This window comes from Bacteroides sp. (assembly GCF_030151085.1).
GTDB lineage: Bacteria > Bacteroidota > Bacteroidia > Bacteroidales > Bacteroidaceae > Bacteroides.
The window spans coordinates 55,636-82,163 of sequence record NZ_JASLER010000080.1 but is presented as its reverse complement, the minus strand read 5'-3'; the positions used below and the strand labels follow the sequence as shown (position 1 = coordinate 82,163).

The following is a 26,528-nucleotide window of genomic DNA, read 5'->3' as shown; positions in this document are numbered from 1 at the left end:
CCGTGTATACTCATTCTAAGATAGATAGCCATAACCTGCATGGTACCGGTTGCACACTTTCATCTGCTATTGCCACTTATTTGGCATGTAATAAAAGTCTAGAAGTAGCTGTTAGTCAGTCAAAAGCCTATATAAGCACTGCCATTAGTAATGGTAAAGATCTGCAAATAGGACATGGAAATGGTCCTTTGTGGCACTTCCCTCTATCAAAATAGGAATAATGTTACATGCCCTTCTTTACTCCTAACTTAATGAGCAATGCATTCATTGGGTAGGCACAAACAAAACCGATAAGCATAGCAACTTGCATCATAAACCAGAAATTCCAAGAATCTTTAGCTAATGGGGCATCTTTAAACAGAACGAAATAAGTAATCGCCATCCATCCGTACATACCTACCTGCCAGGAAGTCAAAGAAAAGAAATCCGCCTTGAAGGCACGGGTAAGACCTGCGGATACAGATATCTTTTCCATCTCGCGGATTGCATAAAACTGGAAATATACTCCGATAATCAATGCTAAAATAAAATCGAACACCCAGCTACCTATGAGCAAGCTACCACCAATGCTAATAGGGTAATAGTGAGTAAACCATTCTCCAATAATATCCGCCAGTGTACAGCCCGCACCGCAATGTAAAGCAGACAATGCAATAGACTGCCAATGAGGGCGGCTCATATCGCCCATTGTCATATTCATTGGCATATCCATCGCATCCATTTTCATACCGGGCGTCATTTTCATCTCTTTATCATCATCTTGCATCATCATGCCATATTCTCTTCCAAACTTAAAATAAGCCCAAAGAGCCAAATAGTTGGCCCACAGTCCGGTTAATACCCATACCACATTCATAATCTTCATAGATTGCTTATGCTTTGTCAAATCATTGGCAATTATAAAGGATATTACAATACCCGAACAAATGAAAAATAAAGAGATTGTTGTTAGCATACCTATACTGTTTTTAGAATGAATCACAAAGAAACATTCTGAAATAGAAAAGGTTGGTTAGTACTACAACATTTAATGTTTTAGTTCTTTATTCTTAATAACTTCTTGGCATCATCTCTCTTGAATAAGGAATCCAGGACGTTCAGAATCTCTTCATAGTTTTCCCGATCAGCAATACGGGGAGCAAATAACTTAAGTACCCTCATTTTGTCGTCATCAAAAGGATAGATTGACATCAAACGTGCACATTGATTACAACTTAATCGGTTATTTGCCCCTATTTCCATCAGCTCAAATTGATCGTCTTTGAATGGACGTGATTTTACCTTGTCATAGAAACCCTGAAATTCTACTTCTGGCATTCCTTTCGTATAAATAGTGTGCGGTGGAGAAACTACTACTTCATTAGGAGCAACTGTTACAGATTGAACCGGACGGTTATCATAGGTTGCAAAGGAATCCATACCAACTACCTTGCCATCCTCAAAACTAACAATAATCGTAGTATACCCATTTCCGGATATACACTTAGAATACTCCCATTCATCAAAATCACGGTCAAAGCGCCGGTATTGCGGCTCACCTAATAATTTACTCACTTCTTGCTTGCTCATTCCTTTCTGGATGTTTTGCAACACATCTGATTTCAGATCATAAAATAAGCCGGAACAACTTGTTAATCCTATAGCAAGCACCAACCAAATAATAGTTCGTCTAATAATGTCCATCTTAATTTAGTTTTATAGTTTACTGCAAAGATAAACGGAGAAGTGAAACAGTTCCCTTCTTTTACCCTATTAATCAAAAGGGATATCCCTACTTTTTTTATCCATATACCTACAATTATTTAATTTTATCTATTATTTTTGCAGGAACAATCACTATTAATAGGTATAAACATGGAAAAAGCAAAAGTATACTACTCTGATTTGCGTACCTCTCCTACCTCTAATCTTTTAGATAAAATGGAACGTCTATTAAAACGGGCCGGTATTGAGCAACTCCCTTTGAAAGATAATTTCGTAGCCATAAAAATACATTTTGGAGAACCGGGTAATCTGGCATATATCCGCCCAAACTATGCCGCACGTATGGCCAATCTGCTTCGCGGACTAGGTGCAAGACCCTTCTTGACTGACTGTAATACCCTATATTCCGGTCGTCGTTCCAATGCAGTAGATCATTTGCAAAGTGCAATGGAGAATGGATTCAATCCAATATCCGCCCAGTGCCAGGTTATTATAGGCGATGGACTGAAAGGTACGGACTATCGGGAGATACCTATAGATGGTGAATATTGTCCAGCTCCTAAAATCGGTACAGCTATTGCAGATGCAGATATCATCATCAGCATGAACCACTTTAAAGGTCACGAGCAAGCGGGCTTTGGTGGAGCTCTGAAAAACCTGGGAATGGGATGCGCCAGTGTAGGTGGTAAACTGGAACTTCATGCTTCCTCCCAACCCAAAATAGCCGAAGAGAATTGCATAGGTTGCAACATCTGCGTAAAAAATTGTGCCCATGATGCTATTCACCTGAATGTTCAACGCAAAGCCGAAATAGATTACGTAAAATGTGTAGGTTGCGGCCAGTGTGTAGCCCTTTGCCAGCATGATGCTGCCGTAGTGGCAGATTGGGACACCTCAGAGCGTCTGAATTATAAAATCGCAGAATATACGCTCGCTGTATTGAAAGATAAGCCTCATTTCCATATCAGTTTTATCATGAATGTTTCACCTGAATGCGATTGTTGGAACCATAATGATGCAGCTATTATTCCGGATTTAGGGATATTAGCTTCGGCAGATCCTGTGGCCTTGGATAAAGCTTGCGCGGATATGGTCACCCAAGCACCGATACTGCATAGCAGCAATGTACTTTTCAAGGAACATGAGCATGATGACTTATGTGGTTGTGACAAATTCCATATCATGCACCCCGACACAGATTGGCTGGCCGGATTACGCCATGCAGAGAAGTTGGGAATAGGAACTATGGAATATGATTTGGTTAAGATTTAAACCTTTTCCCATTTTAATAGTCATACTTTAAATAGATTTATCAATTCACTTTTAATATTATACAAATGGAAACATCCGCTAAACTTTACTCCTTGTCTTTCGGAAATGTAAAGACCTATTTATTCGCTCTTTTATTTGTTGTAGGAAACATTGCTTTACCACAAATCTGCCATTTGGTTCCCGCCGGTGGTCCTACACTACTTCCTATTTACTTTTTCACTTTGATAGCTGCTTATAAATATGGTTTCCGGGTTGGTCTGCTGACCGCTATATTATCTCCTGTTATCAATCATCTGCTTTTCGCTATGCCTGCTGCTGCCGTATTACCGGCTATTTTGATTAAATCAGGCTTATTGGCAGGAGCTGCTGCACTTGCTGCCCGCTATGCCAAAAGTGTATCTTTATTGGCATTACTAGGTGTTGTTCTTGCTTATCAGGTTGTAGGTACTGCCTTTGAATGGGCGTTAACCGGTAACCTCTTACTTGCCGTACAAGATTTCCGCATGGGTATCCCCGGTATGCTGATTCAATGGTTCGGCGGATATGCTTTATTGAAAGCGATTGCTAAGATCTAAGAAACGATTTAAAACTTAAAGTTAACCTTATGGACAGAAGAGATTTTCTAAAGACACTCGCAGTAACCGGAGCTGTTATGACGGTGCAGAGTTCGGAAGCCATGGATGTATTGGCACAGACTTTTACCAATGCAGGGGGTAATAAAGTAGACCTTGTAGCTGTAATGGGTGGCGAACCGGAAGCAATGTTCCGACGTGGTATTGCAGAAATGGGCGGAATGAAGAACTTTATCAAACCCGGACAAAAGGTTGTGGTTAAGCCTAATATCGGCTGGGATAAATCCCCTGAACTGGCAGGAAATACAAATCCCAAACTCATCACAGAAATTGTAAAACAATGCTTTGCCGCCGGTGCTAAAGAAGTTACTGTTTTCGACCATACTTGTGACGATTGGCAGAAGTGTTATAAAACTAGTGGCATTGAAGCTGCTGCTAAAGCCGCCGGTGCTAAAGTAATGCCTGCCCATTTGGAAAGCTACTACCGGAATGTTTCTTTGCCTCAAGGTAAGAAATTGAAGAGTGCCAAGATTCATGAAGCCATCTTGAATTGTGATGTATGGATCAATGTTCCTATTCTCAAAAATCATGGAGGTGCCCAGTTGACAATCTCCATGAAAAATCACATGGGTATTGTGTGGGATCGGGGATTCTTCCATCAGAATGACTTACAGCAGTGCATCGCCGACATTTGTACACTTCAGAAGAAAGCCGTACTTAACGTCGTAGATGCTTATCGCATCATGAAGACCAACGGCCCGCAAGGACGTTCGGCATCGGATGTTGTTCTGACCAAAGGACTTTTCATCTCACAAGATATTGTTGCTGTGGATACGGCGGCTGCCAAATTCTTTAATCAAGTACGTGAAATGCCCCTCGATGCTGTAGGACATCTCGCAAACGGGGAAGCGCTGAGAATAGGAACGATGGATTTGGATAAATTGAATATCAAGCGCATTAAGATCTAGAACAACCTATTTTCAAAATAAAACAGACTCATGTTGAGAAAAACAAGAATAGTATTATCTGTCTTATTATTCGGATTGATAACCTTTTACTTTCTGGATTTTGCAGAAATACTACCTAATAAATTTCATGTATTAGCACATATCCAATTTGTGCCTGCATTAATGTCGCTCAGTATTTTTATATTGGTTGCATTGATTGCCATTACATTGATATTTGGTCGTATTTACTGCTCTGTGATCTGCCCTATGGGAGTCTTTCAGGATTTAGTGAACTGGATTTCCAAGAGAACGGCAAAAAAGAAAAAGCGTTTTCGTTACTCTCCTGCCAAAAATATTCTAAGATGGACGGTTTTGGCAGTTACGATCCTTACCTTTTTATGCGGATTTACAGCACTACTTGGTTTTTTAGATCCTTATAGTGCTTTTGGACGTATGGTAACCAATGTATTTAAGCCGGTATATATGTCGGGAAACAATTTGTTGGAATCCATTGTTTCCCGTTTCGACAATTATACATTCTATCAGGTAGATGCCTCTCTGCTTAGCATCTCTTCTTTTATAATTGGATTGGTAACTTTTCTGCTTATAGGCTTTCTTGCTTGGAAACATGGGCGTACATGGTGTAATACCATGTGTCCGGTAGGTACGTTATTGGGATTTTTAAGCCGTTATTCCTTTTTTAAAATACGCATTGACGAGAATAAATGTACGCATTGTATGATTTGCGGTACAAAATGTAAGGCTTCTTGCATTGATAGTAAGAACCAACGAATAGACTATTCCCGTTGTGTGGATTGCTTTGATTGTCTGGGCAGTTGCAAGGAAAAAGCTTTGGTATACTCATTACCATCTGCTGCATTAAAGAAACATACAGATGAGAAAGCTTCAGCATCGGATACATCAAAACGTCGTTTTTTAATTGCCGGACTAACCACTGCAAGTGCCGCCACAGAAGTAATGGCACAAACTAAAGCTGCAATAGCCACAGCCGCCGGACAAAAAAGTGATAAACGCCAAACTCCGATAACTCCTCCGGGTTCTATCAGTCTGGCACATTTCCAGGCAAACTGTACATCATGTCATTTATGTGTAAGTAAATGTCCTTCACATGTATTAAAGCCATCATTTATGGAATATGGCCTGCAAGGCATCATGCAGCCTACCGTATCTTTCGAAAAAGGTTTCTGTAACTTTGGGTGTACTGTTTGCGGTGAGGTTTGTCCGAATGGAGCTATTAAGCCTTTAACTGTAGAGCAAAAGCATCTGACACAAATAGGACAAGTGGTATTCATTATAGAGAATTGCATTGTGTATACCGACGGCACCAGTTGCGGTGCATGCTCGGAGCATTGTCCTACCCAAGCATTGTCTATGGTTCCTTATAAAGATGGTCTTACTATTCCACATGTAAATACTGATATTTGTGTAGGTTGCGGTGGCTGTGAGTATATTTGTCCATCCCGCCCCTTCCGTGCAGTGCATATAGAGGGACATAAGGTACAACAAGAAGCACATCCATTTGTAGAAAAGGAACAGGAAAAGATAAAAGTTGATGATTTTGGTTTCTAAATATAGACATTTTTTTATCATTATATATATAGAATGGGCATGTAAACGAATTACATGCCCATCTTTTTCTATCAGTCTTTGAACATTTTTCTTATATTTTCATTCTCCCTTCAATAAAATAACTAAATTCGTGCCGAACAATAGAGTGTATTTTTAACATGGAGGTAACTACAAACAATTGGTTTACTAAAAAATATCCGGTAGGTTTTGCTTTAAGCGGTGGTTTTATTAAAGGATTTGCCCATTTAGGTGCAATGCAAGCTTTACTGGAGCATGATATTAAACCAGACATACTTTCCGGTGTCAGTGCGGGTGCTCTGGCAGGAGTGTTTTATGCAGATGGAAACGAACCACACAAAGTACTGGACTTCTTTCGCGGACATAAATTTCAAGATTTAACCAAGATGGTGATTCCCAAGGTAGGTTTATTTGAATTAGGTGAATTTGTCGACTTCTTGAAAAGCAATTTGAAAGCCAAAAAGTTAGAAGACCTACAGATACCTCTTATCATTACTGCAACAGATCTAGACCACGGTCGTTTGGCACATTTCCACAAGGGAAACATTGCTGAACGTGTAGCTGCCTCATGTTGTATGCCTGTGTTGTTTGCTCCGGTAAAAATAGAAGGTACTCATTATGTTGACGGTGGACTTCTGATGAATTTACCGGTTTCTACCATCCGGCGTATTTGTGGAAAAGTAGTGGCGGTCAATGTCAGTCCGCTTATGGCTCCTGAATATAAAATGAACATTGTCAGCATCGCCTTACGCTCTTATAACTTTATGTTCCGCTCCAATTCATTTCCTGAACGTGAAAAGGCTGACTTGCTGATAGAACCCTATAATTTGGATGGCTACAGCAATACGGAGTTAGAAAAAGCGGAAGAAATATTCATGCAAGGATATAATACTGCTAATGATATATTAGAAGGCTTGTTAGTTGACAAAGGAAATATCTGGAAAGAAGAACTTAAATAACCATTCTCTAAATATTAATGAAATGAATGAAGATAACAAATTGATTATTTACCAAGTATTTACCCGATTATTTGGGAATGACAATAATCACTGCATCAATAATGGCAGCATCACAGAAAACGGATGCGGTAAAATGGCAGACTTTACAACCAAAGCTTTGAATGAGATAAAGAAGCTAGGCGCTACCCATATCTGGTATACAGGCATTATTGAACACGCCACACAAACCGATTACCGTCGTTACAACATCCGTCCCGATCATCCTGCAATCGTGAAAGGAAAGGCCGGATCGCCGTATGCTATCAAGGATTACTACGATGTAGATCCCGATTTAGCTAAGGATGTTCCGGAACGAATGAAAGAATTCGAACAGCTGGTGCAACGTACTCACCGTAGTAACTTGAAAGTTATCATCGACTTTGTACCTAACCACGTAGCTCGTCAGTATCACTCGGACGCACAACCCGATGGAACTTCTCAATTAGGAGCTAATGACGATACAAACTATGCTTTCAGTCCTTACAATAATTTCTATTATATCCCCCAAGCTGAGTTGCACGGACAATTTGACATGAAAGGTGCAGCTGCCGAACCTTATAAGGAGTTTCCTGCCAAAGCAACCGGCAACAATCGTTTTGATGCCTATCCTAATATCAACGATTGGTATGAAACCGTAAAGCTGAATTATGGTGTCGATTATCAGAATGGCGGTACCCGCCACTTCAATCCGATTCCTGATACTTGGGCTAAGATGTTAGACATTTTAATGTTTTGGGCAGGAAAGGATATTGACGGATTCCGTTGTGATATGGCAGAAATGGTGCCTGTTGAGTTTTGGGAATGGGTTATTCCACAAGTAAAGGCTCAATATCCTTCCCTACTCTTTATTGCTGAAGTTTATAATCCGAAGGAATATAATAACTACTTGCTACGTGGTAAATTCGACTATTTATATGATAAAGTAGGATTGTATGATACACTTCGCAACATCGTTTGTGGAGGGGAATCGGCAACCGCCATCACTCATTCTTGGCAAAGCCTGGGCGGAATGGAAAAACGAATGCTGAACTTCCTCGAAAATCATGATGAACAACGTATAGCTTCTGACTTTTTTGCCAGCAATCCACGCAAAGCAATTCCGGCACTTATCGTTTCGGCTTGCATAAATACGAATCCGATGATGGTATACTTCGGACAGGAATTCGGAGAATTAGGCATGGATAGTGAAGGATTCAGTGGTAGAGATGGTCGTACAACTATCTTTGATTATTGGAGTGTAGATACCATTCGTCGTTGGCGTAATGGTGGTAAATTCGATGGCAAGATGTTGACTGAAGACCAAAAACATCTGCACAGCATTTATCAGCGGATATTAACGTTATGTAATGAAGAAAAGGTAATCTCCCAAGGTGCATTTTTTGATTTGATGTATGCTAATCTTAACGGGTGGCGCTTCAATGAGCATAAACAATACGCTTTCATACGCAAGTTCGAAAAAGATCTGTTGTTATTCGTAGTAAACTTCGATCATGTTTCAGTGGATTTGGCTATCAACATACCTTCGCATGCTTTTGACTTTCTACAAATACCACAGATGGATCAATATAAAGCTGTAGACTTGCTTAGTAAAAAAGAGGAGAAGATTAGTTTGTTGCCCTATAAAGCAACGGATGTATCTGTTGAGGGATGTAGCGGGAAAATATTGAAAATAAAACTATAGCGCAGTCCTTAATATTTTTAACGCATTATACAATTTTACGGGATGAACTTACCGAAATAGACATAGGTAAGTTCATCCCGTAATTTTTCACTCTTATCAATGCAAGGCAACGCACTTATATGTGTAAGGCGATACACTTATATGCGTAAGCCTACGCACTTAGGTGTGTAAAAACCGGCAATTATTGCTATTCTTCCAGTTTTTCTTTCAACTGATATAACCTGGTTATAGACGGATTGTAAAAAGCATCCGGATAATGTGCAGCGATATCACTCAAATTAGCCTGCACATATCTCTTTACATCAAAAATATTTTCTGCTTCACTCAATTTTACTGTTTTAGGAAAAGTAGTCGTTTTTGCCCACTCTATCAGCGTGTTAACGCTTTCTTCATCATATTTATACTCAGCCATAAGTTCTATATTTTAGTGCAAAGATATAATATTTGCAAAATCTACACATACTCTATCGAACAAAATGTAGATTTGGTGTGTTAACTATATGTGTTTTTCATAGTATTAGATATAAGATTAATTAAAGGAGACGTACCCGCTTGTGATAAGTAAGTACATCAAAAAACAGAAGCGTCTGTTTGATTGATAAATGTGTAAGGAGCATCGGTTTACCAGAGCCGATGCTTTTTTTTACCTTTCTTTGTCGTATGTTAGAAAATAATCCGTAAATTTGGCAGATAATAAGGAAAGAATACAATATGAATATCCCTGTTATTTTTCAATTTTTAAAAGAACTATCCGCAAATAACAACCGTGAATGGTTCAATGCCCATCGGGAACAATATGAAATAGCCCGTAATGAGTTCGAAAACTTGCTCACAGTACTCATTTCCCGTATCTCTCTATTTGATGAAAGTATTCGAGGAGTACAAGCTAAAGATTGTACTTACCGCATCTATCGTGATACACGTTTCAGCGAAGACAAGACGCCTTACAAAAACCATTTTGGAGGTTATATTAATGCTAAAGGGAAAAAATCAGACCACTGTGGCTATTACGTCCACATACAGCCTGACAACTGCCTCCTGGCTGGTGGAAGCTACTGCCCTCCTCCTCCATTGCTTAAAGCATTGCGTCAAGCAGTATTTGATAATATGGACGAATTCCGGGAAATTGTAGAAGATAAGAATTTCAATCAATATTTTCCTGTTATAGGAGAAAACTTCCTGAAGACTGCTCCGAAAGGTTTTCCAAAAGATTATCCCTATTTGAAATACTTGCAATGCAAAGAATACACCGTCTGCTGCAACCAGCCTGACAGCTTTTTCCTTGCTGCTGATTTCTTGGATCGTACTGACGAAATCTTCAAGCAAATGAAGCGCTTCTCTGATTTCGTTAATTATACTATCGACGAATTTGAATAATTACCTATATATCAACTTAAAACATTTGAATTATGGTTATAGACAAACTTGAAAATTTAGAAAAATATGCTTCATTAAATCCCTTGTTAGCTCAAGGTATTGATTTTTTGAAATCAAACGACTTAAATGCATTGGAAATTGGCAAAATAGAGCTTATTAGCAAAGATTTATATGTAAATGTAGCACAGACCCATCCGAAGACTAAGGAAGAAGCAAAACTTGAAACTCATATTGATTTCATCGATATTCAAGTTCCTCTTACCGGTACGGAAATCATGGGTTATATGCCTGCCAAAGACTGCGTCCCCGCTGACGCCCCCTACAATGCAGAAAAAGATATTACTTTCTATGAAGGATTAGCCGAAAATTATGTCGCCGTAAAACCCGGAATGTTTGCAATATTCTTTCCTCAAGACGGACATGCTCCAGGAATTACTCCCGATGGCGTAAAGAAAGTAATCGTGAAAGTTAAAGCCTAATATAAACTCGTAACTCATATTTAACCCTATGGAAACATTGAAATTGATTAAAAATGACCCGTGGCTAGAGCCATATTCTGATGCCATCAATGGGCGTCATCAACATGCCATAGAAAAAGAAGCCGAGTTAACCAATAAAGGTAAACAAACGCTTTCGGATTTTGCATCCGGTTATCTATACTTTGGACTGCACCGCACTAACGACGGTTGGATCTTTCGTGAATGGGCGCCTAATGCAACTCAGATCTATTTAATTGGAACGTTCAACGACTGGAAAGAAGAAAAGAAATACAGCCTGAAACGCAAAGCAAATGGTAACTGGGAAATAAAACTGCCAGTGGATGCCATTAACCACGGTGATTTGTATAAACTAATGGTACACTGGGAAGGCGGCCAAGGTGAACGTATTCCAGCATGGGCAACACGCGTAGTGCAAGATGAACAAACCAAGATTTTCAGTGCACAAGTTTGGTCACCGGATAAACCGTATAAAATAAAAAAACATGCCTTTAAACCGTCTACTGATCCTTTACTGATCTACGAATGCCATATCGGTATGGCTCAGCAAGAAGAAAAAGTAGGCAGTTATAAAGAGTTTCAGGAGAAAATTCTGCCACGTATTGCCAATGACGGATATAACTGCATACAAATTATGGCTATTCAGGAGCACCCTTATTATGGTAGCTTCGGATATCATGTTTCCAGTTTCTTTGCCGCTTCTTCACGCTTTGGTACTCCGGAAGAACTGAAAGAATTGATCGATACTGCACACGAAATGGGAATTGCCGTTATTATGGACATCGTTCATTCGCATGCAGTAAAGAATGAAGTAGAAGGATTGGGTAACTTTGCAGGTGATCCGAACCAATATTTCTATCCAGGTGAACGTCGTGAACATCCGGCATGGGATTCACTCTGCTTTGACTATGGAAAAAATGAAGTAATTCATTTCTTGTTATCCAATTGTAAATATTGGTTGGAAGAATACCATTTCGATGGTTTCCGCTTCGATGGAGTAACATCAATGTTGTATTTCAGCCATGGTTTGGGAGAAGCATTCTGTAACTATGGAGATTATTTCAACGGACATCAGGATGATAACGCTATCTGCTACCTGACACTAGCCAACCGTCTAATCCATCAAGTGAATGCCAAAGCTATCACTATAGCTGAAGAAGTTTCCGGTATGCCAGGTCTGGCTGCCAAATACGAAGAAGGAGGTTATGGATTTGATTACCGCATGGCTATGAATATTCCTGATTACTGGATTAAAACTATTAAGGAAAAGATAGATGAAGATTGGAAACCATCCAGCATGTTCTGGGAAGTAATCAATCGCCGTAAAGACGAAAAAACAATCTCTTATACTGAAAGCCATGATCAGGCCTTGGTGGGTGATAAAACAATTATTTTCCGTCTGATTGATGCCGATATGTATTGGCACATGCAAAAGGGAGATGAGAATTACACTGTAAACCGTGGTATTGCTCTTCATAAGATGATACGTCTATTGACGGTCAGTACAATAAACGGTGGTTATCTTAACTTCATGGGTAATGAATTCGGGCATCCTGAATGGATTGACTTCCCACGTGAAGGTAATGGATGGTCTTGTAAATATGCTCGCCGTCAATGGGACTTGGTGGATAAAAAGAATCTGACGTACCATTATATGGGAGATTTTGATACTGCCATGTTGGGTGTTGTGAAAAGTATAAAGAACTTCCAAGATACACCGGTTCAGGAAATCTGGCATAATGACGGAGATCAGATACTGGTGTACATGCGAAAGGATTTAATCTTTGTATTCAATTTTAATCCGAAACAATCGTTTACTGATTACGGTTTCCTGGTTCCAGCTGGTTCTTACGAAGTAATTCTGAATACGGATAATCCTGAATATGGTGGCCAAGGACTAACGGATGATACAATTAAACACTTTACTATCTTCGACCCGCTATATGCAAAGGAAAAGAAAGAGTGGCTGAAACTCTATGTTCCCGCACGCACAGCTATGGTTTTGAAAAAGACTAAGTAATTTATAAAAAAAGAGAGCAGGTATCATTGCAATACCTGCTCTCTTTTTTTATTATAACTTAAAATTTTCTTATTGCAACTGAGAATCTATAAAGTTGAGCATTGTCTTTGCATTATCCATCATTTTCTTTTGTGCCGGTTTATCTGCCGAAAGTAATGGGATCAGTTTTTCTAAATACCCTTTAGCTTCTTTAAATTCAACTTTAGCTTTTTCCGCATCGGTCTTTAATGTAGTAGCACCTTGACTGTAGTACAATGAACCTAGACTATTGAGTGCATTGAGATTATCAGGCTGAATGGCTATTGCTTGTTTGTAAGCATCTTCTGCAGCCTCAATCTTTTTGGCTTTTTGTGCCATGATTCCTTCATTTACATAATAAGTAGCATACAGTTTAGTCAATGTTTTATTGTCGGGGTTAGCTTCCAACCCTTCTTTCAAAGTAGCTACATATTCATCATTTTTCTTTAGATCTTTCAATGCACCAGCCTTGCCGATATAAGCGTTAGCTAAATTGTATTTCTTTTGAACGGCAATATCAAAATACTTCAATGCTTCTGCCGGTTTTTTAATCTTATCGGCACAAACACCACAATTGAATGCTATAACAGAATCCTGATTGTTGGTTTGTGTCAAATAAGTACTGAATTTAGTAAATGCTTCCTGGTAATTTTTAGCTTCAAGTGCAGCTTTTCCATCGTTCACTAACTGTGCAGGATCAGCATTCTGCGCAAAGAAATTAGTAGCTGCACAACAAAGTGCGAGAGATAAGATTAATTTTTTCATATTGCTTTATAATTTTAGTTGATATCCCAAAATTACAAGCCTAAACCTAAGGAACAAAACCTTTTTACATTTTTTGAGGATTTTACGAGAGCTGTAACATGTGTTATTTTACGTAAACACGCATTGATATTATTATTTACACTTCATGTGATTCTTACATTTTCAAGTAAAAATCTTTGGTCAGAGCAATATATTCAGGGGTATAATTGTTACGTTCTACTTCAATACAAAGGCTTTCTTCGATGTATTCTTTATATTGAAATCTAAACGTAAACAACACTCGCCGACATGGTTTGCCGGGTTTAGTGAAAATTCGCATACAGTTTGAAGGAAAAAGTTTATTATCCCAAGCTGCGTCTATGACTGCTCTTTCGGCTTCGACCGGAATAATAACACTCACGCCCCCCTCCTCTTCTAGTAAATGCGCTGCATGATGGAATAACAAATCATAATTTAATCCTCCTGTATGTCGTGCTATGTTACGCTGTTCGTTCGGACAATTTAAAGCATCTATAAAATATGGAGGATTGGAAACAATCAGATCAAATTTAATTTTTGACTGAAAACTTCGAAAATCACTACAGATAACATCTATTCTATCTGCCCATGGAGAGCATTGTACATTCTCTTTGGCTTGTGCGGCAGCCGAAGGATCTATTTCAATAGCGGTTATCGCTGCTTTTTGATTACGTTGAGCTATCTGTAAGGCTATCAATCCGGTGCCGGTACCGACATCGAGTATATGTTTGGCATTAGCTACCGATGCCCACGCTCCTAATAATACACCATCCGTACCTACTTTCATAGCGCACTTGTCGTGATTTACTGTAAATTGTTTAAATGTAAAAGAGGTATTTGACATAGATATATTTCTAATTAAGCCTCAAAAATAGTCAAAGATGATAGAACTAGTGCAAATTTGGCACTGTTTTTGTCTTTTTAAAGGGAGAAGAACTTCTAATTAAGAAGAAATAGCTTAACTTTGCAGGCGCTTTATCGGCCTGTCATTATGACATAAACTAAAAAGAATGAAATGAAGAAAAGAGATTACCTGAGTGATATCGAAGATAGAAATGGAAACGCTTTCTCTGTAATTGCTGATTTTGAGGGAAATGAAGAACAATTAATGGATATTGAAGTAGCTGAAATCCTTCCCATACTCCCTCTTCGAAATATGGTATTATTTCCGGGTGTGTTTATGCCTGTATCTGTAGGAAGAAAATCTTCCCTGAAACTGGTGCGTGAAGCAGAAAAGAAAAATACATATATAGCCGTAGTATGCCAGAAAGTTGCGGAAACAGAAGATCCCCAATTTGAAGATTTGCATACGATTGGAACAGTTGCGAAAATAGTTCGTGTATTAGAAATGCCCGATCAGACTACAACTGTTATTTTACAAGGTTCCAAACGTATGGAACTTAGTGAAATTGTGAATACTACCCCTTATCTAAAAGGACGTGTGGTTACTTTGAATGAAGAGATCCCTGATAAAAAAGATAAGGAGTTTCAAGCATTAGTGGAAGCATGTAAGGATTTAACTATAAGATATGTGAAATCCTCGGATATGTTTCCGCAAGATTCTGCATTTGCCATCAAGAACATTACTAACCCGATGTTTTTGGTAGACTTTATCTGCACGAATCTCCCCTTGAAGAAAGATGAAAAAATAGAATTACTGCGTATTGATTCCTTGAGAGCACGTACTTACCGTTTATTAGAAATGCTAAACCGTGAAGTACAACTTGCCGAAATCAAGGAGTCTATTCAAATGCGTGCACGGGAAGATATAGACCAACAGCAACGTGAATATTTCTTGCAACAACAAATCAAGACCATTCAGGATGAATTAGGTGGCGGTGGCCAAGAGCAAGAAATAGAAGAGATGCGGAAAAAGGCTAATTCTTTAAAATGGAGTGCTGAAATTAGAGACACGTTCATGAAAGAACTTGATAAGTTGGAACGTACTCATCCCCAGTCTCCTGATTATAGTATCCAGTTGAACTATTTGCAGACAATGCTTAGTTTACCTTGGGGGATTTATACTTCAGATAACCTGAATCTGGTAAATGCGGAAAAGACTTTGAATAAAGACCACTATGGTCTGGAAAAGGTAAAAGAGAGAATATTAGAACACCTTGCCGTATTAAAACTCAAGGGGGATATGAAGTCGCCTATTATTTGTCTTTACGGCCCTCCGGGAGTTGGTAAAACATCTTTGGGACGTTCCATTGCCGCTGCATTAAAGCGGAAATACATTCGTATGTCTTTGGGTGGTGTTCATGATGAAGCAGAAATTCGTGGACATCGTAAAACATATATTGGTGCAATGCCGGGACGTATTATCAAAAGTTTGATAAAAGGAGGCTCTTCGAACCCTGTCTTTATATTGGATGAAATTGATAAAGTAAGTGCCGACCGTCAGGGAGACCCCTCTTCTGCCCTTCTCGAAGTACTCGATCCGGAGCAAAACACAACCTTCCATGACAACTTCCTTGATGTGGATTTCGATTTATCCAAGGTTATGTTCATAGCTACTGCTAACAATCTGAATACTATTCCGGGTCCATTGTTGGACCGTATGGAGTTAATCGAAGTAAGCGGATATATAACAGAAGAGAAAATAGAAATAGCTCGCCGGCATTTGCTTCCGAAAGAATTGGAAGCCAACGGTATGAAGAAAAATGATATTAAGATTCCTAAGAATACGCTGGAAGCTATTATCGAAAACTACACCCGTGAAAGTGGTGTGCGTGAACTAGAAAAGAAAATCGGAAAGATTCTTCGTAAGTCAGCACGTCAATATGCCACTGATGGCTATTTTGCAAAATCCGAAATCAAACCGACGGACTTATATGATTTTCTAGGTGCTCCGGAATATACTCGCGATAAGTATCAAGGTAATGACTATGCCGGTGTAGTAACAGGCTTGGCATGGACTGCTGTAGGTGGTGAGATATTATTTGTAGAAACCAGTCTGAGCCGGGGAAAAGGCGGACGTTTAACGTTGACCGGAAACTTGGGAGATGTAATGAAGGAGTCAGCAATGTTGGCACTGGAATACATTAAAGCACATGCTTCTTTACTGAATCTTGATGAAGATATCTTTGAAAACTGGAATATCCATGTACATGTGCCGGAAGGTGCTATACCGAAGGACGGTCCGTCCGCTGGTATCACAATGGCTACTTCTCTCGCTTCTGCCCTTACCCAACGGAAGGTAAAAGCAAACCTTGCCATGACAGGTGAAATTACGCTTCGTGGCAAAGTACTTCCTGTAGGTGGAATCAAGGAGAAAATATTAGCAGCCAAACGTGCAGGTATCAAAGAAATTATCTTAAGCGACGAAAATCGCAAGAATATAGATGAGATTCAGGAAATCTATCTGCAAGGACTCACCTTCCATTATGTGAAAGATGTAAGAGAAGTTTTTGCCATAGCCCTGACTAACGAGAAGGTGACTGATGCCATTGATTTGACTGTTAAAAAAGAAAAGACCGAAAAGAAAGAAGAATGACATTTGAGTTACAATATACAGACAGCAAGACTAATGCACGTGCCGGACTGATAACTACCGACCACGGACAGATTGAAACACCTATCTTCATGCCGGTTGGTACACTGGGAACAGTGAAAGGTGTACATTTGCCTGAGTTGAAAGAAGATATTAAAGCACAGATTATATTAGGTAATACCTATCATCTTTATTTGCGTCCGGGACTGGATGTAATAGAAAAAGCTGGTGGACTGCACAAGTTCAACGGCTTTGACCGTCCTATGCTGACAGATAGTGGTGGTTTCCAGGTATTTTCTTTGTCCGGCATCCGCAAATTGCGGGAAGAAGGTGCTGAATTCCGCTCGCACATTGATGGCAGCAAACATATCTTCACTCCTGAAAAGGTGATGGATATTGAGCGAACGATTGGTGCGGATATTATGATGGCTTTCGATGAGTGCCCCCCGGGAGATTCGGATTATGAATATGCCAAGAAGTCTATGGGATTGACACATCGCTGGTTAGATCGTTGTATAAAACGCTTCAATGAAACAGAACCTAAATATGGTTACCAGCAATCATTATTTCCTATTGTACAAGGCTGTGTTTACAGAGATCTTCGTACACAATCTGCTGAGTTTATCGCTTCTAAGGGAGCAGATGGAAATGCAATTGGTGGATTAGCGGTTGGTGAACCGGCAGAGAAAATGTACGAAATGATTGAGTTGGTCAATGAAATACTTCCCAAAGATAAGCCACGTTATCTGATGGGCGTTGGTACACCTGTAAATATTCTGGAGGGCATTGAACGTGGTGTGGATATGTTCGACTGCGTAATGCCTACCCGTAATGGACGCAATGGGATGCTGTTTACTAAAGACGGTATAATCAACATGCGCAACAAGAAGTGGGAAATGGATTTCTCTCCAATTGAGTCAGACGGAGCATCATACGTAGATGTAATGTATAGCAAAGCTTATTTGCGTCATCTATTTCATGCCCAGGAATTGCTTGCCATGCAAATCGCATCCATTCATAATTTGGCATTCTATTTATGGTTAGTGGGCGAAGCCCGCAAACATATCATTGCGGGAGACTTCGCGATATGGAAACCGATGATGGTGAAACGTGTATCCACAAGATTATGAGAAAAATTAACTGGAAGATACTGAAAAACATGAAGCTACCGGGAGGTAAATTCCTGAAGCTGCTGGACTGGTACATCATTAAAAAGTTCCTGGGAACGTATGTTTTTGCAATCGCTTTGATTATTTCTATTGCGGTTGTATTCGACTTTAATGAAAAGATGGACCGTTTTATGTCGCACGATGCGCCATGGAAAGCCATTGTTTTTGATTATTACCTGAACTTCATTCCCTATTTCGCCAATTTGTTCAGCCCACTATTCGTATTTATTGCGGTTATTTTCTTTACTTCCAAACTAGCGGAGAATTCGGAAATCATAGCCATGTTCTCCACGGGTATGAGCTTCAAGCGAATGCTACGTCCATATATGGTATCAGCAGCAGTAATTGCCATTGTCACCTTCTGTTTGGGCTCTTATATCATACCAAAAGGCAGTGTAACACGTATTAATTTCGAAGATAAATATTACAAGCAGCGTAAGCAAAATACAGCACGTAATATTCAGTTAGAAGTAGACTCGGGTGTAATTGCCTATATTGAGCGTTTTGAAGACTACAGCAAAACCGGATATCGTTTTTCTTTGGATAAGTTCAAGGACAAGCAATTAATTTCCCATCTTACAGCACGTTCCATTACATACGATACTACAGCAGTTCATAAGTGGACCATCAAAGATTATATGATACGTGAGATGGATGGAATGAAAGAAAGCATTACGAAAGGTGATCGGATTGATACGACACTCTTTATGGAGCCAGCGGATTTTCTAATAATGAAAAACCAGCAAGAAATGTTGACCAGTCCTCAATTGAGTGAATATATCGACCGGCAAAGGCAACGAGGATTTGCCAATATCAAGGAGTTTGAAATTGAGTATCATAAACGTATAGCTATGTCGTTTGCCTCCTTTATCTTGACGATAATTGGCGTTTCTTTATCATCCAAGAAAACCAAAGGAGGAATGGGACTTCATCTTGGCATCGGCTTGGCACTTAGTTTCTCGTATATTCTTTTCCAAACGATTGCATCTACTTTTGCTGTTACCGGCAATATGCCTCCTATGATAGCTATGTGGATTCCTAATGTACTTTACGCATTTATCGCATTCTATCTGTACAGGAAAGCGCCTAAGTAAAAGACGAAGAAATAGTATAAAATAAGAAGCCCCTCCTGCTCTCGTGTTACCACAAGTGCTGGAGGGGCTTTTTGTTGTATTCATTTTCCTCTTTTGTTCTGTCCTTTCTCAGTTTAATTTAAATAAGCTGAAAGTTCTGAAGCAGAGATGTTTTTGGCAATAATAACACCATTATCATCCAGTAAATAGTTAGTAAATCCACGGCCTAAACGATACTTTTTAAATAAGCCTGAAGATTCGCCTTTAGTTTCCACGAAACAAGTGGGCGTAACTATTTGGTCCTTACGAACGGTTTCATCAAAAATAGACTTGTATTCGTCAAATGAGATGGAAACCATTTCTACATTGTTGCGGGAAGTAGATTGAAGCGCATTGTTCAAACTTGCGTTTTGCATCCGGGATTGCGCATCATAACTTGCCCAAAAGCTAAGCAACACATATTTTCCTTTCAATTTAGAAAGATCAGTTGCCGGTTGCTCGGCTGACATAGATTCGATTAAAAAATCCGGGGCTATGTCGCCCACGCTCAAACCACCGGTGGGTTTGTCTTTTTCTACAAAAGAAGTCAAGGAACTTATGAGTAATACAACAAAAATCCATTTTACATATTTCATGCAATATGATTTTGGTTAGTACTATCCGGGACTGTCCTTCAACAGTGGTTTCTTCCCGGAATATTTCTTATCAGGTTTGAAAAAAGCGGGGAATCCGTTGATATTCAAAGCCTTTAATTCTGAAACCGAGTGCAAAGGTAAGTAATTCTTAATTTAACTTCCAAATAAACAAGTAAAATTCTCACTTTTGTAGTGTAGTTTTTTATGTTATTTAGCATAAATCGAAAGTTTTTCCCTACTTTTGTAGCAATAATAACGATAGATTATGCAACCATTAAACACTGAACTCATTCTTATCCGTATTACGGGTGAAGACCGTCCGGGACTGACAGCTTCTGTTACTGAAATACTGGCTAAATATGATGCCACCATACTTGATATTGGTCAGGCTGATATTCATAATACGCTCTCATTGGGTATTTTATGTATGACGGAGGAGCAGCATTCGGGTTTCATTATGAAGGAATTGTTGTTCAAAGCATCTTCTTTGGGTGTTACGGTTCGTTTTTATCCTATTACTACCAAGGAGTATGAAGACTGGGTAGGTATGCAGGGCAAGAACCGCTATATTCTTACTTTATTGGGACGTCAGTTATCTGCCCGTCAGATTGCTGCTGTAACCCGTATTCTTTCAGAACAAGGCATGAATATTGATGCTATTAAACGTTTGACAGGTCGTATCCCTTTAAATGAGTGTGAAGCGCGTACACGAGCTTGCATCGAGTTTTCTGTTCGTGGAACTCCCAAAGATCGTATTGGCATGCAGGAACAACTGATGAAGCTGGCTACTGATTTGGAAATGGATTTCTCTTTCCAATTAGATAATATGTACCGACGGATGCGACGTTTGATTTGCTTCGATATGGATTCCACTCTGATTGAGACTGAAGTTATTGATGAACTTGCCATCCGTGCAGGCGTAGGTGACCAGGTAAAAGCCATTACTGAACGTGCTATGCGTGGTGAAATTGATTTTATAGAAAGCTTCCGCGAGAGAGTGGCTTTACTGAAAGGTCTGGATGAATCGGTCATGCAGGAAATAGCAGAGAAGTTACCTATTACAGAAGGTGTAGACCGATTAATGTATGTCTTGAAAAAGTACGGTTACAAAATAGCGATCCTCTCGGGAGGTTTCACCTATTTTGGAGAATATTTACAGAAGAAATACGGCATCGACTATGTATATGCCAACGAGCTTGAAATTGAAAACGGTAAATTAACCGGTCGCTACCTAGGTGATGTGGTAGATGGTAAACGCAAAGCCGAACTCCTGAGATTGATTGCCCAAGTAGAGAAAGTAGACATTGCCCAAACTATTGCCGTCGGTGACGGCGCTAATGATTTGCCTATGCTCGGTATTGCCGGATTGGGAATTGCTTTCCATGCTAAGCCTAAAGTAGTAGCTAACGCCAAGCAATCTATTAATACAATTGGATTGGATGGAGTACTATATTTCTTAGGGTTCAAAGACTCATACATCGATATACCGAAATAAGATTCTTTATTGTTGTATTACACCCAATTTGCATTATCTTTGTCGACAAATAAAAAGAAACATGAAGTTTTCCGAATTAGAATTAAACAGTCAAGTGCTGGATGCGCTCGACGCCATGCGCTTTGATGAGTGCACCCCCATTCAAGGAGAGTCTATTCCCGTTATTCTCGAAGGTCGAGATTTGATAGCCGTGGCACAGACCGGAACGGGAAAAACTGCCGCCTATTTATTGCCTGTCCTTAACGAACTTTCGGAAGGCAGACATCCTGAAGATGCCATTAATTGTATCATAATGGCGCCCACCCGGGAACTAGCTCAACAGATTGACCAGCAAATGGAAGGCTTCTCCTACTTTATGCCTGTCAGCAGTGTTGCCGTGTACGGTGGAAACGACGGAATACTATTTGAGCAACAGAAGAAAGGATTGGCTTTGGGAGCCGATGTTGTAATTGCTACTCCGGGACGTTTGATTGCCCACCTCAGTCTTGGTTACGTAGACTTGTCTCGTGTTTCTTATTTTATTTTGGATGAAGCAGACCGAATGCTGGATATGGGATTTTATGACGATATTATGCAAATAGTCAAATTCCTGCCCAAAGAACGGCAAACAATTATGTTCTCGGCTACTATGCCCGCCAAGATACAGCAATTAGCCAAGAATATCCTCAACAACCCGGCTGAAGTCAAACTGGCAGTATCCAAACCCGCAGAGAAGATTATCCAAGCTGCATACGTCTGCTATGAGAATCAAAAGTTAGGTATCATCCGTAATCTCTTTACCGAACAACAACCCGAACGTGTTATCGTATTCGCCTCTTCTAAAATAAAAGTGAAAGAAGTAGCAAAGGCCTTGAAACAAATGAAGTTGAATGTAGGTGAAATGCATTCTGATTTGGAGCAAGCACAGCGCGAAGCGGTTATGTATGAGTTTAAGGCTGGACGAATTAATATCTTGGTGGCTACAGATATTGTAGCAAGAGGTATTGACATTGATGACATTCGGTTGGTGATAAACTATGATGTGCCTCATGATAGCGAAGACTACGTGCACCGCATCGGACGTACAGCCCGTGCCAATAACGACGGAGTTGCTCTAACCTTTGTTAGCGAGAAAGAACAGACCAACTTCAAAAACATTGAAAACTTTTTAGAAAAGGAGATATACAAAATCCCTGTTCCTGAAGAATTAGGTGAAGCACCCGAATACGCCCCTCGTTCTTTTAATGGCCAGAGGCGGAATAACTACAATAACGGACGCAAGAAAGTTAATAGGAATAACCGGAACAATAATAATAAAACTAAGCCACAGCAATATTCACAGAAAAGGGAAACAAAATAAAAAAGCGGATTTACTCCGCTTTTTTTATGCTTACATTATTGTTAAAGTCAATCGTTATATTTATCAGGTTGTATACCGAACTTTCGGGAATACCGAGCGTAGCTTGATAATGATACCCCTTACTATCTACACCTACAAAATTCATATCGGCAAGAATCGTTTGATTTAAAAAATCTTCGGAGAATACATCCTTGAACATCTGCTTGGTAATATCTTGCCCATACAGCATTTTTTTACCTTCATAGACGCAGATATGTATTATATTATCATAGTATACATTGTCTACACTATATCCATTTTCCGAATAAGATGTTTTGAATACTTTCATTTTAGACGGGTTGATATACACATATCCCCTGTATCGAGTACCCTTGTACATCACTACACTATCCTTTTTGAGAATCTCAGGAGTTGTAGGAATTATTTCTACTTCACGATTGGCAAACGCTAAAGAGTCTTCAGCATTTTCCGATTTATGCAGTTTTACAATTTCATCTGCCAAGGAATGAAACCAAAAACTATAGTCAGCCTGTTTGTCTATTTTATAGGCAACTGTTTCGTTGCCATAAACATACAGTGAGTCATCTATTACTTTAAAAGTAACGGGTACACTTAGCGGATCAGCATAATAGATAGTATCTCCCATAATACGCATTAAGGGCATTTCCGTATCATCATCCACCCAGATACCCTGCAATAATTCCTTGGCAGTAAGATTCTCTGTCGACTTTGCATCCTGCTTACCACCACATGCAGCGAACAGAACAATAGAACATACTCCAATGACAAACCCTCTCATGCACAATTTCTCCTCTCTTATTTACCAATACAACGATAAACAAACCCTTGTTCTTCCATTTCTTTTTTGTCGTAGATATTACGACCATCCAAAACGATAGGCTGATTCATTGTTTTCTTGATAACAGCCCACGAAGGAAGACGGAATTCTTTCCATTCTGTTACCAACATTAATACGTCTGCATCCAATGCGGCATCATACATATCGCCGGCATAATAAATGCTCTCCCCTATTCTGCGGCGACATTCAGTCATAGCAGCAGGGTCGTATGCACGTATTTTACATCCGGCCTTCAATAATTTGCCGATGAGCACCAAAGCCGGAGCTTCGCGCATATCGTCGGTTTCAGGTTTGAAAGCTAATCCCCACAAAGCAACAGTTTTACCCTGCAAGTTGTTGTCGAAAAGTTTTAATAATTTCTCGAACAATATACTTTTTTGAATTTCGTTCACTTCCTCCACTGCTTGCAGCACACGCATCTGATAACCATTCTGTTCGGCAGTCTTAATTAAAGCCTTCACATCTTTGGGGAAACAAGAACCACCATAACCTATGCCGGGATATAAAAACTTGCGTCCGATGCGGGTATCAGAACCGATTCCACTACGTACCATATTTACATCTGCACCAACTATTTCACACAGATTGGCAATGTCGTTCATAAAGCTGATACGGGTGGCAAGCATTGAATTAGCAGCATATTTAGTCATTTCTGCTGAAGGAATATCCATAAAGATAACCCGGAAGTTATTCAGCAAAAATGGTTTGTAAAGCTTGCTCATTATCTTTTGTGCACGTTCTGATTCCACTCCTACCACAACACGGTCGGGACTCATAAAGTCGCTAACAGCATTACCTTCTTTCAAGAATTCCGGATTGGAAGCTACATCGAAAACGATATTGACACCTCTTTTATCTAATTCTTCCTGAATGGTAGCACGTACTTTCTTAGCAGTACCTACGGGCACTGTACTCTTAGTAACTACCAATACATATTTCTGCATATTACGCCCAATAGTACGGGCAACTTCCAGCACATAGCTGAGATCAGCGCTCCCATCTTCATCAGGCGGTGTACCTACGGCACTAAATATAACATCCACCTCATTGAGACAACCTTCTAAAGAAGTAGTAAATTTCAATCGTCCGGCTTTCGCATTGCGGTTGACCATTTCTTCCAATCCGGTTTCATAGATGGGAATAATACCTTTCTTCAGAGATTCAATTTTCTCACTGTTCGTGTCTATGCAGGTAACGTTGACACCAATTTCTGCAAAACAGGTGCCGGTTACCAAACCGACGTATCCTGTACCGACGATGGCTATTTTCATAGTTTATTTATAATATTCCGCATCTTTGAAGGATACGGCATCTCCATCTTTTCCTGATAATAAAAGTTGTTCTTCTACAATAGGCCATTCAATACCTATCGTTTCGTCGTTAAACCGAATAGAAGCTTCGGCTTGAGGAGCGTATACATTATCCACCTTATAAGTAAAGACCGCTTCATCACTCAATACCAAAAAGCCATGGGCAAATCCACGCGGGATAAAGAATTGGCGTTTGTTTTCTTCGCTCAGTTCCACACTGACATATTTACCGAATGTGGGAGAAGACTGACGCAAATCAACGGCAACATCCAATACCTTACCTTTAAGGACACGCACCAGTTTGGCCTGACTGCAATCACCTTTCTGATAATGCAATCCACGAAGTACTCCGAAAGAAGATTTCGATTCATTGTCTTGAATAAAATGTACGTCTCCGATATGTGCACGGAATTCGTCTTCTTTAAATGCTTCCATAAAGTAGCCACGCGCATCATTAAAAACTTTGGGTTCAATCAACCAAACGCCGTCAATTTCTGTTTGTATATAGTTCATTTTCAAAATGTTTTATAAATCGCTTCCCATCAATTATCAGGAGGCCGGTAAAACTATGCAAAAGTAGGAAAAAATTCTAATATATTGGGCATAGTATGCTGAGGAGTTTATTATCTTTGCAAAAGTTACCCATCTCAATAAATCGTATAGTATGAATATATGTAAAGTAGGAATCATTGGTGCAGGAAGCATTGCACAGAAAATGGCTGATACATTAAATAGAATGGAGAATGCCATAGCGTACGGCATCGCATCGCGTCAATTGGAAAAAGCCTGTTCGTTTGCCGACAAATTCAACATCCCGCATGCATACGGATCATACGAAGAGTTGGTTGCCGACAAAGAAATCGATTTAGTTTACATTGCCACTCCACACTCCCTGCATTATGAACATGCCCGGCTTTGCATAGAACATGGCAAACCCGTCTTGTGCGAGAAGGCATTCACAGCTAACGTCCGCCAGGCAAAAGCCCTGTTGAAACTGGCAAAAGAGAAAAAAGTATTTATCACCGAAGCCATTTGGACTCGCTTTATGCCTTTTTCCAAAACGATCCGGCAATTACTGGACGATGGAATAATAGGAACCCCGTCGATGCTCACGGCCGGATTAAGCTATGCCGTTGCACATAAAGAACGTTTATTCAAACCGGAATTAGCAGGAGGTGCATTGCTCGATTTAGGGGTTTATCCTATTAACTTCGCTCTGATGGCATTCGGCAATGATATAGAAAATATAACATCTGCTTGCGTGAAAAATGAATATGGCGTTGATGCACAAAACAGTATTACCTTCCGCTTTAAAGATGGAAAAATGGCGGTCATGCAAAGTAGCATGCTTTGTGCCGGAGACAGACATGGTGTCATATCAGGAGATGAAGGATATATTATTGTAGATAACATAAACAATCCGCAGCAAGCTACCGTTTATTCAAAAGGACATGAGATTATAAAGCAACTTCACTGCCCTGCTCAGATTACCGGTTACGAATACGAAGTGGAAGCCTCCATCAGAGCTTTACAGGAAGGTGTACTCGAAACTAAAGATATGCCCCATGAAGAAACGTTGCGTATCATGCAGATACTAGATGAGTTACGCAGTGAGTGGGGGGTACAATATCCTATGGATTTCGAATAGGACGTAATGGTTGTTGATAATTTGTTAATA

Annotated in this window: 25 protein-coding genes; 16 read left to right on the top strand and 9 right to left on the bottom strand. The window is 39.7% G+C overall.

All coding sequences use genetic code 11. From position 1 onward, the window contains the following. Positions 1-215, top strand: a 215-nt coding sequence (locus Q1W14_RS16185) for a bifunctional hydroxymethylpyrimidine kinase/phosphomethylpyrimidine kinase (RefSeq protein WP_300703256.1), incomplete at its 5' end; no start/stop codon positions are given. Positions 216-223: 8 nt separating this feature from the next. Here Q1W14_RS16185 and Q1W14_RS16180 read toward each other — a convergent pair. Beyond that, on the bottom strand, positions 224-955 hold the full coding sequence (locus Q1W14_RS16180) for a DUF4396 domain-containing protein (protein WP_300703254.1): 732 nt from the start codon (positions 953-955) through the stop codon (positions 224-226). An 80-nt stretch (positions 956-1,035) separates the two neighbouring features. Further along, positions 1,036-1,683: a DUF4476 domain-containing protein gene (locus tag Q1W14_RS16175; RefSeq protein ID WP_300703251.1), complete on the bottom strand. Its 648-nt coding sequence runs from the start codon at positions 1,681-1,683 to the stop codon at positions 1,036-1,038. Positions 1,684-1,854: 171 nt separating this feature from the next. Between Q1W14_RS16175 and Q1W14_RS16170 the strand changes: the two genes are divergently transcribed. The 6 genes from Q1W14_RS16170 (at position 1,855) to Q1W14_RS16145 (ending at position 8,782) form a co-directional block, all read left to right on the top strand. After that, positions 1,855-2,976 (top strand): DUF362 domain-containing protein, encoded by a 1,122-nt coding sequence (locus Q1W14_RS16170; protein ID WP_300703249.1) that lies wholly within the window; start codon positions 1,855-1,857, stop codon positions 2,974-2,976. A gap of 65 nt (positions 2,977-3,041) precedes the next feature. After that, the gene (locus tag Q1W14_RS16165) at positions 3,042-3,551 is read left to right on the top strand and encodes an ECF transporter S component (protein WP_300703246.1); all 510 of its coding nucleotides are present in this window, start codon (positions 3,042-3,044) and stop codon (positions 3,549-3,551) included. A gap of 29 nt (positions 3,552-3,580) precedes the next feature. Further along, positions 3,581-4,516, top strand: coding sequence for a DUF362 domain-containing protein (locus Q1W14_RS16160; protein WP_300703243.1), 936 nt, complete (start codon positions 3,581-3,583; stop codon positions 4,514-4,516). A 30-nt stretch (positions 4,517-4,546) separates the two neighbouring features. Continuing rightward, positions 4,547-6,085: a 4Fe-4S binding protein gene (locus Q1W14_RS16155; RefSeq protein WP_300703240.1), complete on the top strand. Its 1,539-nt coding sequence runs from the start codon at positions 4,547-4,549 to the stop codon at positions 6,083-6,085. A 158-nt stretch (positions 6,086-6,243) separates the two neighbouring features. Beyond that, the gene (locus Q1W14_RS16150) at positions 6,244-7,062 is read left to right on the top strand and encodes a patatin-like phospholipase family protein (RefSeq protein ID WP_300703237.1); all 819 of its coding nucleotides are present in this window, start codon (positions 6,244-6,246) and stop codon (positions 7,060-7,062) included. Positions 7,063-7,084: 22 nt separating this feature from the next. Beyond that, the gene (locus tag Q1W14_RS16145; protein ID WP_300703235.1) at positions 7,085-8,782 is read left to right on the top strand and encodes an alpha-amylase family protein; all 1,698 of its coding nucleotides are present in this window, start codon (positions 7,085-7,087) and stop codon (positions 8,780-8,782) included. Positions 8,783-8,969: 187 nt separating this feature from the next. Here the strand turns inward: Q1W14_RS16145 and Q1W14_RS16140 are convergent, their stop codons facing one another. Beyond that, the gene (locus Q1W14_RS16140) at positions 8,970-9,194 is read right to left on the bottom strand and encodes a hypothetical protein (protein ID WP_300703232.1); all 225 of its coding nucleotides are present in this window, start codon (positions 9,192-9,194) and stop codon (positions 8,970-8,972) included. Positions 9,195-9,493: 299 nt separating this feature from the next. Between Q1W14_RS16140 and Q1W14_RS16135 the strand changes: the two genes are divergently transcribed. From Q1W14_RS16135 to Q1W14_RS16125, 3 genes are read left to right on the top strand one after another with little or no spacing between them, the layout of a single operon-like run. Further along, the gene (locus Q1W14_RS16135) at positions 9,494-10,159 is read left to right on the top strand and encodes a DUF2461 domain-containing protein (RefSeq protein ID WP_300703229.1); all 666 of its coding nucleotides are present in this window, start codon (positions 9,494-9,496) and stop codon (positions 10,157-10,159) included. A gap of 32 nt (positions 10,160-10,191) precedes the next feature. Next, positions 10,192-10,638, top strand: coding sequence for a YhcH/YjgK/YiaL family protein (locus Q1W14_RS16130; RefSeq protein WP_300703227.1), 447 nt, complete (start codon positions 10,192-10,194; stop codon positions 10,636-10,638). A gap of 28 nt (positions 10,639-10,666) precedes the next feature. Then, the gene (locus Q1W14_RS16125; protein WP_300703225.1) at positions 10,667-12,676 is read left to right on the top strand and encodes an alpha amylase C-terminal domain-containing protein; all 2,010 of its coding nucleotides are present in this window, start codon (positions 10,667-10,669) and stop codon (positions 12,674-12,676) included. Between the two features lie 69 nt (positions 12,677-12,745). Here Q1W14_RS16125 and Q1W14_RS16120 read toward each other — a convergent pair whose 3' ends face one another. Both Q1W14_RS16120 and Q1W14_RS16115 read right to left on the bottom strand, forming a co-directional pair. Next, a complete protein-coding gene (locus tag Q1W14_RS16120; protein ID WP_300703224.1) occupies positions 12,746-13,459 on the bottom strand; it encodes a tetratricopeptide repeat protein in 714 nt (237 codons plus the stop codon). 154 nt (positions 13,460-13,613) lie between these two features. Continuing rightward, the gene (locus Q1W14_RS16115; RefSeq protein WP_300703222.1) at positions 13,614-14,321 is read right to left on the bottom strand and encodes a methyltransferase; all 708 of its coding nucleotides are present in this window, start codon (positions 14,319-14,321) and stop codon (positions 13,614-13,616) included. Between the two features lie 171 nt (positions 14,322-14,492). Between Q1W14_RS16115 and lon the strand changes: the two genes are divergently transcribed. The 3 genes from lon to Q1W14_RS16100 are packed head-to-tail and all read left to right on the top strand — an operon-like array spanning position 14,493 to position 19,233. Then, positions 14,493-16,973, top strand: coding sequence for an endopeptidase La (gene lon, locus Q1W14_RS16110; protein ID WP_300703220.1), 2,481 nt, complete (start codon positions 14,493-14,495; stop codon positions 16,971-16,973). Further along, entirely contained in the window at positions 16,970-18,100 is a 1,131-nt protein-coding gene (tgt, locus tag Q1W14_RS16105; RefSeq protein ID WP_300703217.1) for a tRNA guanosine(34) transglycosylase Tgt, read from the top strand. Before lon ends, tgt begins: the two co-directional genes overlap by 4 nt. Then, a complete protein-coding gene (locus tag Q1W14_RS16100; protein ID WP_300703215.1) occupies positions 18,097-19,233 on the top strand; it encodes an LptF/LptG family permease in 1,137 nt (378 codons plus the stop codon). The genes tgt and Q1W14_RS16100 overlap by 4 nt, the downstream gene beginning before the upstream one ends. A gap of 113 nt (positions 19,234-19,346) precedes the next feature. Here the strand turns inward: Q1W14_RS16100 and Q1W14_RS16095 are convergent, their stop codons facing one another. After that, complete coding sequence (locus Q1W14_RS16095; RefSeq protein ID WP_300703213.1) at positions 19,347-19,847, bottom strand: TlpA family protein disulfide reductase; 501 nt, start codon at positions 19,845-19,847, stop codon at positions 19,347-19,349. A 265-nt stretch (positions 19,848-20,112) separates the two neighbouring features. Here Q1W14_RS16095 and serB point away from each other — a divergent pair, with 265 nt between their 5' ends. Next, the gene (gene serB / locus Q1W14_RS16090) at positions 20,113-21,342 is read left to right on the top strand and encodes a phosphoserine phosphatase SerB (protein WP_300703211.1); all 1,230 of its coding nucleotides are present in this window, start codon (positions 20,113-20,115) and stop codon (positions 21,340-21,342) included. Positions 21,343-21,403: 61 nt separating this feature from the next. Continuing rightward, positions 21,404-22,681 carry a DEAD/DEAH box helicase gene (locus Q1W14_RS16085; RefSeq protein WP_300703209.1) on the top strand — a complete coding sequence of 426 codons (1,278 nt, stop codon included), beginning with the start codon at positions 21,404-21,406 and terminating at the stop codon, positions 22,679-22,681. A 10-nt stretch (positions 22,682-22,691) separates the two neighbouring features. Here Q1W14_RS16085 and Q1W14_RS16080 read toward each other — a convergent pair whose 3' ends face one another. Genes Q1W14_RS16080 through rfbC form a run of 3 tightly spaced genes read right to left on the bottom strand, consistent with a single transcriptional unit; the run spans position 22,692 to position 25,363 of the window. Beyond that, positions 22,692-23,480: a DUF4738 domain-containing protein gene (locus tag Q1W14_RS16080; RefSeq protein ID WP_300703207.1), complete on the bottom strand. Its 789-nt coding sequence runs from the start codon at positions 23,478-23,480 to the stop codon at positions 22,692-22,694. A 17-nt stretch (positions 23,481-23,497) separates the two neighbouring features. Continuing rightward, the gene (locus Q1W14_RS16075; RefSeq protein ID WP_300703204.1) at positions 23,498-24,811 is read right to left on the bottom strand and encodes a UDP-glucose/GDP-mannose dehydrogenase family protein; all 1,314 of its coding nucleotides are present in this window, start codon (positions 24,809-24,811) and stop codon (positions 23,498-23,500) included. Between the two features lie 3 nt (positions 24,812-24,814). Next, positions 24,815-25,363, bottom strand: a complete 549-nt coding sequence (rfbC, locus tag Q1W14_RS16070; RefSeq protein ID WP_300703201.1) for a dTDP-4-dehydrorhamnose 3,5-epimerase — start codon at positions 25,361-25,363, stop codon at positions 24,815-24,817. A 151-nt stretch (positions 25,364-25,514) separates the two neighbouring features. Here rfbC and Q1W14_RS16065 point away from each other — a divergent pair, with 151 nt between their 5' ends. Beyond that, positions 25,515-26,498: a Gfo/Idh/MocA family oxidoreductase gene (locus Q1W14_RS16065; protein ID WP_300703200.1), complete on the top strand. Its 984-nt coding sequence runs from the start codon at positions 25,515-25,517 to the stop codon at positions 26,496-26,498. Positions 26,499-26,528 lie beyond the last annotated feature (30 nt).

Bases quoted from the DNA above. Each gene is read 5' to 3' on its own strand.
- lon (WP_300703220.1), top strand. From the start codon at position 14,493: ATGAAGAAAAGAGATTACCTGAGTGATATCGAAGATAGAAATGGAAAC.
- Q1W14_RS16165 (WP_300703246.1), top strand. From the start codon at position 3,042: ATGGAAACATCCGCTAAACTTTACTCCTTGTCTTTCGGAAATGTAAAG.
- Q1W14_RS16100 (WP_300703215.1), top strand. From the start codon at position 18,097: ATGAGAAAAATTAACTGGAAGATACTGAAAAACATGAAGCTACCGGGA.
- Q1W14_RS16125 (WP_300703225.1), top strand. From the start codon at position 10,667: ATGGAAACATTGAAATTGATTAAAAATGACCCGTGGCTAGAGCCATAT.
- Q1W14_RS16150 (WP_300703237.1), top strand. From the start codon at position 6,244: ATGGAGGTAACTACAAACAATTGGTTTACTAAAAAATATCCGGTAGGT.
- tgt (WP_300703217.1), top strand. From the start codon at position 16,970: ATGACATTTGAGTTACAATATACAGACAGCAAGACTAATGCACGTGCC.
- Q1W14_RS16095 (WP_300703213.1), bottom strand. From the start codon at position 19,847: ATGAAATATGTAAAATGGATTTTTGTTGTATTACTCATAAGTTCCTTG.
- rfbC (WP_300703201.1), bottom strand. From the start codon at position 25,363: ATGAACTATATACAAACAGAAATTGACGGCGTTTGGTTGATTGAACCC.
- Q1W14_RS16140 (WP_300703232.1), bottom strand. From the start codon at position 9,194: ATGGCTGAGTATAAATATGATGAAGAAAGCGTTAACACGCTGATAGAG.
- Q1W14_RS16075 (WP_300703204.1), bottom strand. From the start codon at position 24,811: ATGAAAATAGCCATCGTCGGTACAGGATACGTCGGTTTGGTAACCGGC.
- Q1W14_RS16115 (WP_300703222.1), bottom strand. From the start codon at position 14,321: ATGTCAAATACCTCTTTTACATTTAAACAATTTACAGTAAATCACGAC.
- serB (WP_300703211.1), top strand. From the start codon at position 20,113: ATGCAACCATTAAACACTGAACTCATTCTTATCCGTATTACGGGTGAA.
- Q1W14_RS16175 (WP_300703251.1), bottom strand. From the start codon at position 1,683: ATGGACATTATTAGACGAACTATTATTTGGTTGGTGCTTGCTATAGGA.
- Q1W14_RS16180 (WP_300703254.1), bottom strand. From the start codon at position 955: ATGCTAACAACAATCTCTTTATTTTTCATTTGTTCGGGTATTGTAATA.
- Q1W14_RS16085 (WP_300703209.1), top strand. From the start codon at position 21,404: ATGAAGTTTTCCGAATTAGAATTAAACAGTCAAGTGCTGGATGCGCTC.
- Q1W14_RS16065 (WP_300703200.1), top strand. From the start codon at position 25,515: ATGAATATATGTAAAGTAGGAATCATTGGTGCAGGAAGCATTGCACAG.
- Q1W14_RS16160 (WP_300703243.1), top strand. From the start codon at position 3,581: ATGGACAGAAGAGATTTTCTAAAGACACTCGCAGTAACCGGAGCTGTT.
- Q1W14_RS16145 (WP_300703235.1), top strand. From the start codon at position 7,085: ATGAATGAAGATAACAAATTGATTATTTACCAAGTATTTACCCGATTA.
- Q1W14_RS16155 (WP_300703240.1), top strand. From the start codon at position 4,547: ATGTTGAGAAAAACAAGAATAGTATTATCTGTCTTATTATTCGGATTG.
- Q1W14_RS16135 (WP_300703229.1), top strand. From the start codon at position 9,494: ATGAATATCCCTGTTATTTTTCAATTTTTAAAAGAACTATCCGCAAAT.
- Q1W14_RS16130 (WP_300703227.1), top strand. From the start codon at position 10,192: ATGGTTATAGACAAACTTGAAAATTTAGAAAAATATGCTTCATTAAAT.
- Q1W14_RS16170 (WP_300703249.1), top strand. From the start codon at position 1,855: ATGGAAAAAGCAAAAGTATACTACTCTGATTTGCGTACCTCTCCTACC.
- Q1W14_RS16080 (WP_300703207.1), bottom strand. From the start codon at position 23,480: ATGAGAGGGTTTGTCATTGGAGTATGTTCTATTGTTCTGTTCGCTGCA.
- Q1W14_RS16120 (WP_300703224.1), bottom strand. From the start codon at position 13,459: ATGAAAAAATTAATCTTATCTCTCGCACTTTGTTGTGCAGCTACTAAT.